This window comes from Gammaproteobacteria bacterium (assembly GCA_016199745.1).
Taxonomy (GTDB): Bacteria; Pseudomonadota; Gammaproteobacteria; order Acidiferrobacterales; family Sulfurifustaceae; genus JACQFZ01.
Genome location: JACQFZ010000048.1, coordinates 59,281 through 73,652 on the forward strand (window position 1 = coordinate 59,281; position 14,372 = coordinate 73,652).

Here is a 14,372-nt window from a genome sequence, read left to right on the forward strand (position 1 = left end):
ACAACTCATGTGAAAATCTATTCAACGCAAAACCACAGCTTGCATTTCTATTCACTAACTCTCCGGTTTATAGATAAACACGTTCTGTTTCGCATCGTTCACCAGCACCAGCACACCGCGCGAAGGGCTGTAGCGTAGTCGGCCGAAGGTGCCGTTGGGGCTGTTGTGCACCTGGATTGTCGCCGGTACCAATCCAATGCTTCCAAATGTTGGTGGTCGGATCGAGACATGTAGACGTCTTGGCCGCCACCCCAGGCAAAAAATTGGTCGCGTACATCCGCATACACAAATCCTGGACGCGTGCCGAGATCCGGTAGCGAATCGCCGCTGGTCGTGATCTCGGTATAAATCGGACGCGCGTTCAAGCTGGCGGGCGACGTCAGATCCCAGCGTCGCAACACCTGCCCACCAGTTGGCTTGTGATAGAGAGCGTAGAAATGATCACGCCGGCGCACGTCGTCTCCGCTCAGCGGCATCGCGGCTGTGTGCGCGGAAGTGATACTGCGTGTTCGGAGACAATCCTGAGAGCTGCACGCTGTGGGCGGTCGAAAGTGCCGTGTCTTCAGGCGTGTCTTGTCCGTATGACGGCATGGTGCCGTACTGCACTTGCGAGGTGGTGGATTCGTCAGTGGTCCAGGTAATGGTTACACCAAACGCCGTAACGCCGCTCACCATGACGCCGGTAATTTGCGACGAGGTGATGTCGTTGTTAGGAGGGTTACTGCCGTCACTACCACCATCACTCACTCCATCGTCCGATCCTCCACCGCAGGCAGAAAGCAAGCTCAATGCCGCAATGGCAACAAATCGTCGTGCGATGGTGGTTAGATGCATGCGAGTAACTCCATTGTTATTGTCAGGCGATCAGCTAGCGACCATCCGCCTCCCGTTTTGCTTCTAACCAATTTATGTCAGATGCGGTTCGCGATATACATTTGCGCGCACCAATCATCCGAACCACCAAACCGCCAAGCGGAGCTGCTCTCGCAAAAAACTATCCTTCGATAGTTTCGTTGCGCAGTGGTTGGATGCGTTTTATTTTTTCGGCATTTCGAGCGAAATAATTTTCAGCGCTAACGCCTTCGACACCGCGTCCGCACGATTCGATGCGTTGAGCTTGGCGAAGATTTCGCGAACGTAGTACTTCACGTTGGCCTCGCTGATCGCGAGAACGGCGGCGATCTCACGGTTGGTCTTGCCGCAATGCAACCAATGCAGAACCTCTGATTGGCGCGCGTTCAATAATATTTTTTTGTGCTCCGCCGTTACCGGCGCCGACACGTCTTCCAACGTTGCCATCGCCCGTACCAGCGCGCTATGGAGATGCGGCGTCAAAAAATTGAGCAGATAGATTTGCTTCTTCCCTACCGTTCCCGGAATACGAATGAAGCAAAAAAAACTGGTCAATTCGCCTTGCAGGTCGGCGAGGCCGTGGGCGGCGGCATTGCGGTAATCATGTTTATGAACGTGTGCCAGCCAGGCGGTGTAGCGCTCCGAGACGCGCTCACCCAGCTGCGCGTCGACGTCACCGGTAAAATCGATCACGATGGGTTCACAACGCTCGCGCCAGCATTCGATCAGCGGGCTATCGATCGTGCCGTCCGACCGACTGACGTCATCCAGTGCCTGCCTCGGAAAATTGTGTAGCAGCAACCGATACGGCTTCATATCTTTAATGTTCGCCAGCGCGCAGGCGACGCCACCGTACGGCATGACGTCTTGTAGTGAGCCGCTAAGGCACGCAACCAACGCTTCCGATGTGTTCACCGATTCGAGATCGTCGATCACATCGATCAACGCCAGACGCTGTGACAGCGTCAGCGGAATCCGTCTATTTTCCATTGGTGTCGTCAAAAAAAAAGATAAACCGAATCAACTCGACCAGACGAGGTTCCTTGATAGAACGCAACTCCGTAAATGTTCCAAAGCGGCCGAGTCGGCCCCTGCGACAGAACTGACCCGTTCCCAAACATCTGTTTTATATGTTTTTACATAATGATATCGTATATACGACCTTTTATTTCATTAAAACGACATTATAGAAGAATTAACACCAAAAACACCGGTTCAGCCTCATGCCTATTCGCCGTTTACTCACAGTTACCGTCATGCCCACTTCGACCCTGGACCATTTTCCTTACGCAAAATACTGACAGGCGTAACTACCTCACGAAAGGCCGTGTCTAGACACGAAAGACACGTATAGCCACCAACCTACACAACCAACGAGCTGACACGATGAAGCGAGACCCCTTCCCCAGACTCGAGGAGGAACGGCTAGATATCGGAAAACTCAAGCAACGGATGGATAAATTAGGCGTCACTATCGCGACACTCGCGGATCAGTCGGGTGTAGGTGCGCGCACGATTACGCGCTGGCTCGGCGGTCAGCAGTACGCCAAAACGACGTTGATTCGGGCGGTCGAAGGGGCGTTGAAGTTGGAAGATGGTGGGCTCAGTACCACCGCTGAAATTCATTCGCTAGAAGCGTTTCGCGATTGGACCGGAAAGTATCCGGACCTTCGCGGCGAGTGGGAGCTGGATGTTCAGTACAACAGTCGAATCTATACCGAGACATTGCAAATCGCTCGACAAACGATCGACGAACACGGCAACTGCGTGATCCACGGCGTTCTGTACACGCCGCACCCCACTGATCCGCACCAACTGATCGAACAGTCCTTGTCAGGTACGTTCGAGGATAAATTTCACGTGCTCTATCAATTCCGTTGCTGGGAATATACCGAATGCGGTAGTGGCGTTCTCGAAATCAAAACCGACCATCAAGCCATGCGTGGCATGTCGGTGGTTTACGGATTTACCTCCAAGAACGCTACCGAGCTTACGATCGCGTGCTTCACGGCGAAAAAGCGGCCGCCGCTGCCGCAACGATCGCTATCGGGCTGAGCGACACAGCGAATACCAAAACAACCGTTTCCTCGTTCCACTAGCAGCGCATCGAAATGTTACTCGCGTTCGTCATCGTTTATTGGCTGATCTCCGTTGGTATCGGGTTATGGGCCGCGCGTCTGGTCCACGGTACGAAAGACTATGTGATCGCCGGCCGCGCGTTGCCGCTTTATGTAGTGACGGCGACGATATTCGCCACCTGGTTCGGTTCGGAGACGGTGCTCGGCATTCCCGCCACTTTCGTACGCGAGGGGATCGGCGGAATCCTCGCCGATCCTTTCGGTTCGTCGCTATGCCTGATCTTGGTCGGATTGTTCTTCGCGCGGCCGCTCTACCGAATGAATTTATTGACGATTGGTGACTACTACCGCGTCCAATACGGCCGGAGCGTCGAAACGATCACGACGGTACGCATCGTTATCTCCTACCTTGGCTGGGCAGCGGCGCAGATCACCGCCCTTGGCTTGGTGTTCAACACCATCTCGGGCGGTGCGTTGCCAATGTCGTGGGGAATGGTTATCGGCGCCAGCACCGTAATGTTCTACACACTTTGGGGCGGGATGTGGGCAGTCGCGATCACCGACCTCCTGCAGATAGTGATCCTTATGCTCGGCATGCTGTATGTTGGCTGGAACATCGGCGCCCATGCCGGCGGTATACCGGCGGTAATCAATCACGCTATCGATGCCGGAAAATTCGCCAATTTCTTTCCCGATCATGTATCGGCGGCGGCTCTCTTGGCATTCGTTGCCGCGCTGATCACGATGATGCTCGGTTCTATCCCGCAGCAAGACATATTCCAACGCGTCGCGTCATCGAACAACGAAAGAACTGCCGGCCGGGCATCGGTACTAGGCGGCGTACTTTATTTTTGTTTCGCTTTCATCCCGATGTTTCTCGCCTATTCCGCGACACTGATCGATCCGACGGCCACCAGCGAACTTCTGGCTGACGGTAAAGCGTCGCAACACATCCTGCCCAACTTGATTCTTGGACATACACCGGTGCTCGTTCAAGTCATCTTCTTCGGTGCGCTGCTGTCTGCAATCAAAAGCTGTGCATCGGCGACGCTGTTGGCGCCGTCAGTAACGTTTACCGAAAACATCTTGAAACCAGCGTTAGGCAGAATGAGTGATCGCCAACTGTTGGGTGCGATGCGCATCGTCGTACTCGGTTTTACTTGCCTAGTGACACTATTCGCTTTGCATTCGAATTTACCGATTTACAACATCGTGGAAAATGCCTACAAAGTGACACTGGTAGGCGCGTTTGTGCCGCTCGCGTTCGGCATTTACTGGAAGCGGGCGAATACCAAGGTGCGCCGCTATCGATCGTGCTGGGACTTGCGACTTGGATTTTGCTTGAGGTCATCGGCGCTAATGCGTCTGCGCCGATGACGTGTCCGCCACAACTTGCGGGGCTGGCGATGGCGTTGGTCGGTATGATTGCCGGGTCCTTGCTGCCGGCACTCTGGCCCCATCGATCTTCGAAGTTGTCGCTGCCACCGAAATAGCTCCGGCCTTCGTCAACTATCAAATGGATTACAGCGTTCGCTCCATCACAGTGATGGCGACGCCGTTGTGGCGCCGCTTAAACATTTCGATCCATCCCGATTTTTCGAAAAAATTTTCGGCGATGTGGCGTATACAGGAAGACGTTTCCGCCGATACGTTGCACATCCGCGTCGAAGACGCGGCGCGCAAACGTCTGGCACCTCTGATCGCACGCAGTGCGGGTCACTACAAAGAAATAATTCCACTTGTTGAAAAAGGACGCGCGGGCGCCACGATCGTACGCCTGGCAAGTGAGCAAAACGTCGATTTGGTTGCGATGGGAGCTCACGGCACGAGTAGTTTGTCGGGACTCTTCTTCGGCACTACTACATACTATGTGGCCCGACGCGTGCATTGTTCGACGATGATCATAAAGCCGAATGAGTCCTAGTTGAGATTGACAATATCGTTAACTGTCGAAGTCTGACGCGTCATCGGTTAGCGCTCCCTAACTAGGCACACCTAGACACCAGATATTCGTAGGTTTTTTCCCTCACCACTCAAGCGCTCGACACAATTACCACAAATGTCTATCTCATTAACCATCAAAGGATAGAAAAATTCCTTAACACGTTTTTGGAAATACGGCTCCTCTTTATCCAGCATCTTGGCTGGGTCGTAACCAATTTCCTGACACACTACACATTGATTTAGATATTTTTTGAAACCTTGATATGCGCTAAGCCACTCAGTCGTTTCTTCTTCCAGTTTCATCGGATTTCCGTCCATGGATAGCCTCTAACGTGATATTGCGCAAACATCAAATGAGCGCGCGCTTCATAGGCGCTGGGTACTTGATACTGTTCCTACAATCGAGCACGAACTATAGACATATGGCAGCAATTACGTGAAATACAAATATTTTATGGGTGAATAAATTATATTTTTCCTCGTTCATATTGTGACATTCATAGTTGGGCACCGTTTACGACGAATAATCTACGACAATGAAAGCGAGTTCGCAAAGATAAACTCGCGGCTTCTATTATCGAGGACGTGAATCACGCTGTCACAGCACTGGCGCCGTTGTCGACTGGATCCGACCCGCCTCCGAATACACGGCGATACACGCGGTACTACGCCGAATCGGGCCGGCAAGACTGCCGATCACGACCGCAGTACACGACGGTCGAAATACGGCAGTGTTTGATCTTGACGGCCTGACCACTACTGTTCCTTTCAGAACGTCTCTGTCATTGAAATTAACTTCCTACGGTTGATTGAATTGCCGATCGCTCACGTCAAGTGTCCAAGCGCTACCAACGCAAATGGCTGCGGTCCGTGCGGCACGTTCGAACCGACAATTTCGACCTTCCAATTGCCGATGATCGGTTGCGACACGTTCACTGCTTCGACATTGTTTTTGGTATCGAGCTGCGTACCGCCGGCGTCCTGATTGCCCAGATAGTATTTGCCGTTCGGATCCGTGACGATCAGATTCAGGTTGTTGACCAACGTTGGCCCGGGATAATCGCTGTAAGCAAGAACGATGCGCAACGGAACTTGGTTCGATTTCACCTCGAGCACGAATGTCTGCGCTTCGCCGGTTTTGAGGCCACGACTGACGTCGTGAAACACCGTCGTCGCCGGTTTCGCCGGTGCGAGCACCGTATCCAAATTCACGCGGCCAAATCCCTGGTGGTTGTCGAGCAACGCGCCCGCGGAAGCATAGCCCGCTAGGCGTTGGCTGCCGACGATCAAAGTGGCCTTGAGCAGTGCCGCGCTCGGACTGCGCAGACGCTTCTGCGTGCGCAGGTGCTCACGTATCAAGGCGACAGCGCCGGCGACCAGCGGCGTGGACATGCTGGTGCCTCCCATATGGAAGTAGTGTTTGCTCGGCGGGAACGCGGCCCAGGCACGATTGTTAGCGGCGATTTGGGTCGAGCGCGTTGACAGAATGAAAGTGCCGGGCGCCACCACGTCCGGTTTAATGCGGCCGTCACGTGTCGGCCCGCGGCTGCTGAACGCGACCACCTGTGCGCCATCGTTCGCCATTGGATCGTTGTGATGTGGCGCCGCCGGATAGTCGCTCGGCCACCATTTGCCGTAGGTCTCGGTATTGAAGTTGGTTCGAGTATTTTCGCTCGCTCCAACCGTGATGCAATTCTTGGCAGTCCCCGGAGAAGTGACACTCATGGGATTGATGGCGCCGTCGCCATCCTTGTCGGTCCCGTCATTGCCGGCCGCAACCACAACGCAAAAGGTCTTGCGCTGCCACACGAAACGATCGAGCTGTTCGCATTGCTCGTCATATTCACCGGGATCGCCACCGCCCCAGGAGTTGGAATGGATGCGTACACCTTTGCGGTAGGCATCAGCGAACAGCACGCCGAGGTCAGTCGGCAAGCCGACCAAAAGATAACGTCCATACCGTTGCAGATCTGCCGGATTCTTCCAGTCGAGCTCTTGCTCGACCGCTTGAAACACCAGTTTTGCCTTGTGCGCTAACCCGCGGATTGCACCGTTGACCCCCGTCAGCCCCTGACTGGCCGAACCGTCACCGAGCGCGGATCCGGCGACGTGCGTCCCGTGACCACTGTCGAGATCGGCAGCGCCATCGTTGCCGCCCGGATTCTTTATATATTGGTTTAGGTCCGGTGTGATCGGGTAGCTTTTGATCCAGGCGACGCGGCCGGTGAAGTCGGGATGGATATGACTAGGATCGCCGGTGTCCAGGCCGGTATCGCACACCCCGATAGTCTCGCCCTTCCCGCTCAATCCCGGAATGCTCGGCGACGGATTGCCGGCGGCGCCCATAAGGCCGGCGGCCACATCGTTGCTTGGGCGCTTAAAGCTGCGAGAGCGAATCGCGCGGACACCGTGCACCGCAGCGAGCTGCTCAAACTGTTTTGGTTTGGTGCCCTCCGCATCGACGATCGCGACACCGGTCTTCGCATTCTGCGTTAAGACCTTGAGCCCCAGTTTCTTTATTGCCGCCACGCCGGGGCGCAGGTCATCGGCCCCGAAGAACTGTACCGTGAAGACATTCTCTAATTTGCGAGTCCGTGGAAGCGTCGTGTCGCGCTTGCCGTCGAGCACATTCGCCACCGACGGCGACAGACGTGCACGATGTGGCAAGTGCCCAGCCCAGCGCACAAAAGGCAACGCCGCAATCTTAGCGACCTGCTTGTCGTTTGCCCGCACGACATAAGTAAAATTCTCATAAGGCACACGCGGCTCACCACCGGCCTGCTTCACCGATTTAAGCCAGGCGCTCTTGATCGGTCCGGCGAACTGTACCAAGTAGTGGTGCTTGCCTGCCGATAGCGGCTTCACATCGCCATACGCCGGATGCTTGTGACGTTTACCGGCAACGCCAACGCGCGGATGCGCTGTATCGATCGAGCGATCCGGTGTGCGGATAGTGTATTGGTCAGTGATATCTTCGACCGGATATTTACGCGCTAGCTCAGAAAGCGCCTCCGGTGGTCCTTGAATTAATAGAAACGCGGGATACTTCTCGAGCGTCTTGTTGGCCTTAGCGAGCGCAGCTTGTTCCGTGCCGGTACAAAATACCTTTGCGATGTGGTCCATGGTTGATTCTCCTAGTTAAGCGTAGTAAGCATCGAATACGACCCTGCAGTTACCCTTCAAACTTTCTTGCCCCTCCGATCATTGCAACGTCGATACGCCGCCACGTGGTCGCTAGCAACACGCGCCGTCAGATCCAATGTAATCTCAGATTGGTTGTCAGCTGAATTAAATCGACGCGAGCAGCGTGCTCGTAGCAGCCTGGATTGGCGGCAACCAACAAATTGGCAATGCCGGTTCAGGACTGAATTCGCGGTGAATATTTTTGTTGATGCCGCGATAACACCGGCTCCTAGAACAAGGTGATCGCCGACGCTGACACAGCGAATGATTCTTTGCTTAGGGGAGCAAGCTTGCCCGGTAAATCCTTTTTTCGTTTCTATTTTCTCCTGCATGCTACGTCCTCGTAGCGACTTACCTAAAACAATCGCACGGGCCGTATCCAAATTACAACGAAGGAATCGATCCTGCTGTAATTTATTATGATACTCCGCCTCGCGGCAATACCTAGGTCTTTTGTGGTACGTACGTTCGTATACTCGCGCGATCTGTGCCTGAAATTCGCAAGCGCTACTTCGGCGCCCAGCTCGCGGCGCATGTGCGCCAGTAAATTCAGATTGAACTCGGCGGTGATGCCGGCGGCATCGTTGTAAGCGGCGTGCAGAATCGCCGGGGTTTTCTTGAGATCGACACCGATCAACAACGCACCGCCGTCCCCCAGCAGCGGACGCAAGCTGCTTAAAAACGTACGTGCATCATTCGGTTCAAAGTTGCCGATACTCGAGCCTGGGTAGAATGCGAGCCGTCGCTGGGATTTCGGTAGCCCAGAAACAGCAGAAGAACCAGGTCGTGTGTGCCAGATGCCATTTTGGTGGACGCGCATCGGGCATCGCCTGCACCCCGAAATCATCCACTACTAGCGGATCGCATAATTTCCGCCTCGCACAACGCACCGAGCGGTATGCGAAGGCTACCCGTCCAACCCCTGACCGTTTGCTCCAAAATATACCCAAAGCCACCCTACTTTCGGCAACCATTTCCTATTTTTGGACTAACCTTATTATTTAAGTTAAATGCAGGAAGATTCCGTATGCAGAAAAACATAATGGTCATCGATGATTCGCGCTCTTGGCGGCTACTCGCTAAACACGCATTGAACGAAGCCGGCTACGACGTGACCGAAGCCTGTGACGGTTTAGCGGCACTTGGTGAACTTAAGGAAAAGCGGTTCGATCTGATTATCTGCGATCTGCATATGCCTAATCTGAATGGCATCGCTTTTATAAAGAAGTTAAAAACGCTTCCCGACCACCGGTTCACGCCAGTATTAATATTGACCACGGATAACAATGATGCCAAACGACAAGAGGGATACGCTGCCGGCGCACAGGCCTGGATGACAAAGCCGTTCCCTATAGAAGACCTAATGGTTACCGTTGCTCAGCTGTTTGCCGTTTAATCCATCACTCGTTTTAGCTGCACCCAGATGATACTCAGCCGGCAGGGCTGAGGTACACGGCTGGCGCTCGCAGCGGTCAAGCGGCGCCGGCAAAAAGATTTCCTCGCGGATACTGCAGGAACACACACGCATATCAGCGTATTAACGACGCAGATCGGATTTCAAAAATACCGCTCCTGCAATAGTTGGGTTATGGCTGGCGTGTAATAGACTCCCTCTCCCATCAGCGATTGCGGCGTTCGATCGCTCGTCATTTTCTTCCCGTGCAGAAGGAACGGGGTTCGAGTGCAGCGGACGCGCTCGTCACTGTGGATTCCACATCCCGATCTTTGCCTTGCTCTAAATTTGAGGAGGATAATGATATGGACATTATTATCAGGCAGATATTAATAAGTACATTTCTCGCAGTCGTCATCGTCACCAGCACTCACGCCGCTTCTCTCACCCTAGTCTCTGGTCCTAGTCCTTACGCTGCTTGTACCGTCGGTGGGCCAGGTGTTAATTACGTCAACGCGGAAGTCGAGCCGTGGATTGCGACGAATCCAGCCAACGAGCAGAACGTGATCGGCACATGGCAGCAAGATCGCTGGTCCAATGGCGGCTCACACGGCTTAGTCGCCGGTTTTTCGTTCGATGGTGGCGCCACCTGGGGTACGACAACGTTGCCTTTCAGCCGCTGTGCCGGCGGCGTGGATTATGAACGCGCCTCCGATCCGTGGGTCTCTATTGGGCCTGACGGTACGGCGTACGCGATCGCGATTTCGTTCAATCAATCCAACAATAACAATGCCGTGACCGCGGTGACGTCCAGCAATGGCGGGCAGACGTGGCAGAATCTGAATATCATTATCGCCAACAACGAACCGACGACGCAGTTCTTCAACGACAAGGAATCGGTGACGGCCGATCCAAATGTGCCGGGTGTTGCTTATGCCGTATGGGATCGGCTTGAGCTACCGAACGGCAATCCGTATGCCGATCTGCACACGGCGGCGTACCGCGGTCCGACATTTTTCTCCAAGACCATCGACGGCGGTCGGACATGGAGCACACCTCAGGTCATTGTCGATACGCCGTCGCGTCAGCAAACCATCGGTAATCAAATTGTCGTCGACCGCTCCGGCACGCTTTACAATTTCTTCAATCGCATCAAGCCGCCGTTCAATATCACCGCGTCTAACGTAGCGTTCATCAAATCAACCGACGGCGGCACCACCTGGACCAAACCGCAGATCATTGCGCAGCTGCGTACGGTCGGTGTAACGCATCCAAACACCGGCCAAGAGGTACGCACCGGCGACATCATCCCCGAGCCGGCGATCGATCCGAATACCGGTCAGCTTTACGTGGTATGGCAAGACTCGCGCTTCAACGGCGGGCACTACGATGAAGTGGCACTGTCCACCTCTACCAACGGTGGCACAACTTGGAGCAACCCGATCCGTGTGAACACTGCGACCGGGCGTCCGGCGTTTACGCCGTCGGTGCACGTTAGTTCTCAAGGCGTGATCGGTGTCTCGTATTACGATTTTCGTTCGCTGGCGACGGAAACTACGACACTACCGACTGATTACTGGCTCACGACCTCGTCCAACGGCGGCGTTAGTTTCGGCAACGAAGCGCACATCGCTGGATCGTTCGACATGGCAACCGCACCCGACGCAGGTGGTTTCTTCGTTGGCGATTACGAAGGGCTGACCACTATCGGCGGTGCCTTCTTGCCGTTCTTTGTGCAGACCAACTCAGGTAATACGGCCAATCGTACCGATGTCTACTCGACCACGGTAACGCCCTAATCGACCTACTCCGCAAGGCCAGCATGAGGTGCTGTCCTTGCGGAGATTTTCGCGGTAACAACTATCGCTCGTTGCTGGGCGCTAGGGCTACCGTACGGACGCCATCATCGGTTGCACCGTCGCTGTCTCTTGGCCATGCACTAACAGAGGAATGCGCGAGCCTTCTTCTAGCAGCCGACCCAGCGCCGTGTAGTCGTCAGATTCAAGATACATAATGCCGATGACATTATTTTGCGCTCGCACTACCATCGCTCGCAGCTGCAACCACTCGCTCATGCCGGAGTGGGCGAAGCGTAGCGTAACCGAAATCGGCGCATTGACCGGTACGGTATTCACATTGAGCACGACACACGCGCCTCCTGCGCTCATGTCGAGTACTTCACCACTCAGCCAGCCCATCGGCTGAAAGTAGATACTGATATCTCCTGCAACCGGGATCCGGACGTTGTAGCGATGCTCCATGTGACTCCTCCTTGGCTGTTATGTTGCCGATACCGTAAACGCTACTGCAATGGGATTATGATCCACATCAAACAACTATGGCAGGATAATTTATCGATGGATATTCTATAACGCGCGGCACCGATCACGCTGCAAACGGGTATCGGCAGGTAAATCTCTCCGACAGCCTCTTTTACCTTTAAGAAGCCCTCATCTGGCCGATTTCGCTAGGAGTTATTGGGGGTTAGGCAACCCCCGGTTAAAGTTCTGTTTGCCGCAGCCGCAGTGCATTCCCAATCACCGATACCGAGCTTAACGCCATGGCCGCGCTCGCGATCATTGGGCCCAGCAGGATACCGAACCACGGGTACAGCACCCCCGCGGCCACGGGCACGCCGAAGAAGTTGTATACGAATGCAAAGAATAGATTCTGGCGGATGTTTTTCATGGTTCGCTGGCTAAGCGTGCGTGCCTTGGCAATACCGCGCAGGTCGCCCTTCACGAGTACCACGCGGGCGCTATTCATAGCAACGTCGGTGCCGGTGCCCATCGCAATACCGACGTTCGCTTGCGCCAGTGCCGGCGCATCATTGATACCATCGCCCGCCATCGCCACGATGCGTCCCTGCTTCTGCAACTCTTGTACGTAGCGGTACTTGTCTTGTGGCAACACCTCGGCCTTGATGTCGTCGATCGACAGTTGTTTTGCCACCGCCGCGGCGGTGGTCGCGTTGTCGCCGGTCAGCACGACAATGCGTAGACCAGAAGCACGCAGTTGTTCGATCGCTTCTCGCGTCGTCGATTTGATCGGGTCGGCCACGCTGATCAATCCGGCCAGACGCTGGGCGACGCTCAAGAACATAACGGTCTGACCCAATGCGCGCAGCCGTTGGCTGTCTGCTTCCAACGGCGCAGTATCCACGCCTGCCGCTTGCATCATTCTTACGTTACCAAGACTTACTATCTCGGTTGCTATCCGGCCACGTACGCCCTTGCCGGTAACGGATTCGAAGTGCTCGACCGGCCGTAGTGTAATTTGTTGGTCTTGTGCATGCTGGACAATAGATTGCGCTAACGGATGTTCGCTCATTTTTTCGAGCGAGGCGGCGTATAACAGTACGTCGGTTTCGGTAAATCCCCGCGCGGAGATGACCGCTTGGACTTTCGGCGCGCCTTCGGTCAACGTGCCAGTTTTGTCGACCACCAACGTATCGACCTTCTCCATGAGCTCGAGCGCTTCAGCATCTTTGATCAGAATGCCTTCGCGCGCACCGCGACCAACGCCGACCATGATCGAGATCGGCGTCGCCAAACCTAAAGCACACGGACAGGCAATGATAAGCACCGATACCGCCGCCACCAATCCTTTGGCTAATCCCGCCGATTGCTCGGTTAAGGCCCAGACGACAAAGGTCATGCCGGCGGCCACGACAACCGCCGGCACAAACCAGGCGGAAACTTTGTCCGCAAGTTTTTGAATCGGCGCCCGCGAGCGACTCGCGTCGCTCACCATTTGTACGATCTGCGCCAGCAGCGTTTCCGCACCTACCTTTTCAGCGCGCATCAGGAACGACCCGGTCTGGTTAACCGTGCCGGCAGTTACTTTGCTTCCTGGACGTTTCTCTGCCGGCATCGACTCTCCGGTAATCATCGACTCATCCACGTTCGAACGGCCATCGATAACGATGCCGTCGACCGGAATTTTCGCACCCGGCTTTACCCGCAGCGCGTCGCCCTTCTGAATCCGATCGAGATGAACCTCTGCTTCGGTGCCGTCGGCGGTCACTCGCAACGCCGTATTCGGCGCGAGCGCGAGCAATGACTTAATGGCGCTGTTCGTGCGCGAGCGTGCCCGTAATTCCAAAACTTGCCCCAGCAACACCAACGTAACGATCACGGCCGCCGCTTCGAAGTAAAGCGGCGCCATGCCATTCATCTTGAAGGCATCGGGCAACGCGTTCGGAAATAACAAGGCGAATATGCTGAATAGATAAGCCGCGGCCACGCCAAGCCCGATCAGGCTGAACATGTTGAGGTTCCAACGCTTGAAGGACGCCAATGCGCGCTCGAAGAATGGCCAACCTCCCCATAAGACAACCGGGGTCGCCAATGCCACCTGTAACCCATTGAACACCGCAATACCGATCCGGTGATGTAGATCGAACCCCGGAATGAATTCGCTCATGGTGATAAGCAGCAGCGGCAATGTCAGCACGACGCTGATCCAGAACCGGCGGGTCATGTCATCGAGCTCCGACGTGTCCGCCTCCGCGGTCGGCATCAGCGGCTCGAGCGCCATGCCGCAGATCGGACAGCTCCCGGGACCGATTTGCCGAATCTCCGGATGCATCGGACACGTGTAGATCACATCGGTCGCCGAACCGGCGGACGGATTCGACAAACGCGGCGCATCGGCGTGTTTTTGCAAATAGTGCGATGGGTCGGCGCGAAACTTGGTCACGCAACCTTGGCTGCAGAAGTAATACGTCCGGTCATCGTGCTCGGCGGATTTCTCTGGATTGGTCGACACCGTCATCCCGCAGACCGGATCGATATGGGTGGTTACCGATGGCGCATCATCAGTCGTCGGCGCGGTGCAACACGTGCCATGACCTACGTGCTGATGATGGCCGTGAGCGGAAGGCGAAGACTCATCATGTTTCATAGGAACACTCCTCTAGC

General features: G+C 55.0%; 12 protein-coding genes and 1 pseudogene. 5 read left to right on the forward strand and 8 right to left on the reverse strand.

Going from position 1 to position 14,372, the window contains the following annotated elements:
* Positions 1-98: 98 nt before the first annotated feature.
* The 3 genes from HY308_11560 to HY308_11570 form a co-directional block, all read right to left on the reverse strand.
* A complete protein-coding gene (locus HY308_11560) occupies positions 99-476 on the reverse strand; it encodes a hypothetical protein (protein ID MBI3898917.1) in 378 nt (125 codons plus the stop codon).
* Complete coding sequence (locus HY308_11565) at positions 442-834, reverse strand: fibronectin type III domain-containing protein (GenBank protein MBI3898918.1); 393 nt, start codon at positions 832-834, stop codon at positions 442-444. The genes HY308_11560 and HY308_11565 overlap by 35 nt, the downstream gene beginning before the upstream one ends.
* 201 nt (positions 835-1,035) lie before the next feature.
* A complete protein-coding gene (locus HY308_11570) occupies positions 1,036-1,842 on the reverse strand; it encodes a hypothetical protein (protein MBI3898919.1) in 807 nt (268 codons plus the stop codon).
* A 396-nt stretch (positions 1,843-2,238) separates the two neighbouring features.
* Here HY308_11570 and HY308_11575 point away from each other — a divergent pair, with 396 nt between their 5' ends.
* The 3 genes and pseudogenes from HY308_11575 to HY308_11585 all read left to right on the forward strand — a co-directional run bounded on the left by HY308_11575 (position 2,239) and on the right by HY308_11585 (position 4,854).
* Positions 2,239-2,907, forward strand: a complete 669-nt coding sequence (locus tag HY308_11575) for a helix-turn-helix transcriptional regulator (protein ID MBI3898920.1) — start codon at positions 2,239-2,241, stop codon at positions 2,905-2,907.
* Between the two features lie 56 nt (positions 2,908-2,963).
* Positions 2,964-4,423 (forward strand): annotated as a pseudogene (locus HY308_11580) (sodium:solute symporter family protein).
* Positions 4,424-4,446: 23 nt separating this feature from the next.
* The gene (locus tag HY308_11585; GenBank protein ID MBI3898921.1) at positions 4,447-4,854 is read left to right on the forward strand and encodes a universal stress protein; all 408 of its coding nucleotides are present in this window, start codon (positions 4,447-4,449) and stop codon (positions 4,852-4,854) included.
* 71 nt (positions 4,855-4,925) lie between these two features.
* On the opposite strand, the gene HY308_11590 is transcribed toward HY308_11585, so the two are convergent.
* From HY308_11590 to HY308_11600, 3 genes are all read right to left on the reverse strand, one after another.
* A complete protein-coding gene (locus HY308_11590) occupies positions 4,926-5,177 on the reverse strand; it encodes a hypothetical protein (protein ID MBI3898922.1) in 252 nt (83 codons plus the stop codon).
* A gap of 522 nt (positions 5,178-5,699) precedes the next feature.
* Positions 5,700-7,997, reverse strand: coding sequence for a S8 family serine peptidase (locus HY308_11595; protein MBI3898923.1), 2,298 nt, complete (start codon positions 7,995-7,997; stop codon positions 5,700-5,702).
* A 415-nt stretch (positions 7,998-8,412) separates the two neighbouring features.
* A complete protein-coding gene (locus HY308_11600; GenBank protein MBI3898924.1) occupies positions 8,413-8,904 on the reverse strand; it encodes an L-histidine N(alpha)-methyltransferase in 492 nt (163 codons plus the stop codon).
* A 180-nt stretch (positions 8,905-9,084) separates the two neighbouring features.
* On the opposite strand from HY308_11600, the gene HY308_11605 reads away from it, so the two are divergent.
* Entirely contained in the window at positions 9,085-9,453 is a 369-nt protein-coding gene (locus HY308_11605) for a response regulator (GenBank protein MBI3898925.1), read from the forward strand.
* A gap of 362 nt (positions 9,454-9,815) precedes the next feature.
* A complete protein-coding gene (locus HY308_11610) occupies positions 9,816-11,249 on the forward strand; it encodes an exo-alpha-sialidase (GenBank protein ID MBI3898926.1) in 1,434 nt (477 codons plus the stop codon).
* Positions 11,250-11,336: 87 nt separating this feature from the next.
* On the opposite strand, the gene HY308_11615 is transcribed toward HY308_11610, so the two are convergent.
* Together HY308_11615 and HY308_11620 are read right to left on the reverse strand one after the other, a co-directional pair.
* Positions 11,337-11,711 (reverse strand): PilZ domain-containing protein, encoded by a 375-nt coding sequence (locus tag HY308_11615; GenBank protein MBI3898927.1) that lies wholly within the window; start codon positions 11,709-11,711, stop codon positions 11,337-11,339.
* Between the two features lie 238 nt (positions 11,712-11,949).
* Positions 11,950-14,355, reverse strand: a complete 2,406-nt coding sequence (locus HY308_11620; GenBank protein ID MBI3898928.1) for a heavy metal translocating P-type ATPase — start codon at positions 14,353-14,355, stop codon at positions 11,950-11,952.
* Positions 14,356-14,372 lie beyond the last annotated feature (17 nt).

Coding starts and splice junctions, on each gene's coding strand:
- HY308_11585 (MBI3898921.1), top strand. CDS start 4,447: ATGGATTACAGCGTTCGCTCCATCACAGTGATGGCGACGCCGTTGTGG.
- HY308_11605 (MBI3898925.1), top strand. CDS start 9,085: ATGCAGAAAAACATAATGGTCATCGATGATTCGCGCTCTTGGCGGCTA.
- HY308_11610 (MBI3898926.1), top strand. CDS start 9,816: ATGGACATTATTATCAGGCAGATATTAATAAGTACATTTCTCGCAGTC.
- HY308_11620 (MBI3898928.1), bottom strand. CDS start 14,355: ATGAAACATGATGAGTCTTCGCCTTCCGCTCACGGCCATCATCAGCAC.
- HY308_11565 (MBI3898918.1), bottom strand. CDS start 834: ATGCATCTAACCACCATCGCACGACGATTTGTTGCCATTGCGGCATTG.
- HY308_11615 (MBI3898927.1), bottom strand. CDS start 11,711: ATGGAGCATCGCTACAACGTCCGGATCCCGGTTGCAGGAGATATCAGT.
- HY308_11560 (MBI3898917.1), bottom strand. CDS start 476: ATGCCGCTGAGCGGAGACGACGTGCGCCGGCGTGATCATTTCTACGCT.
- HY308_11575 (MBI3898920.1), top strand. CDS start 2,239: ATGAAGCGAGACCCCTTCCCCAGACTCGAGGAGGAACGGCTAGATATC.
- HY308_11590 (MBI3898922.1), bottom strand. CDS start 5,177: ATGAAACTGGAAGAAGAAACGACTGAGTGGCTTAGCGCATATCAAGGT.
- HY308_11595 (MBI3898923.1), bottom strand. CDS start 7,997: ATGGACCACATCGCAAAGGTATTTTGTACCGGCACGGAACAAGCTGCG.
- HY308_11570 (MBI3898919.1), bottom strand. CDS start 1,842: ATGGAAAATAGACGGATTCCGCTGACGCTGTCACAGCGTCTGGCGTTG.
- HY308_11600 (MBI3898924.1), bottom strand. CDS start 8,904: ATGATTTCGGGGTGCAGGCGATGCCCGATGCGCGTCCACCAAAATGGC.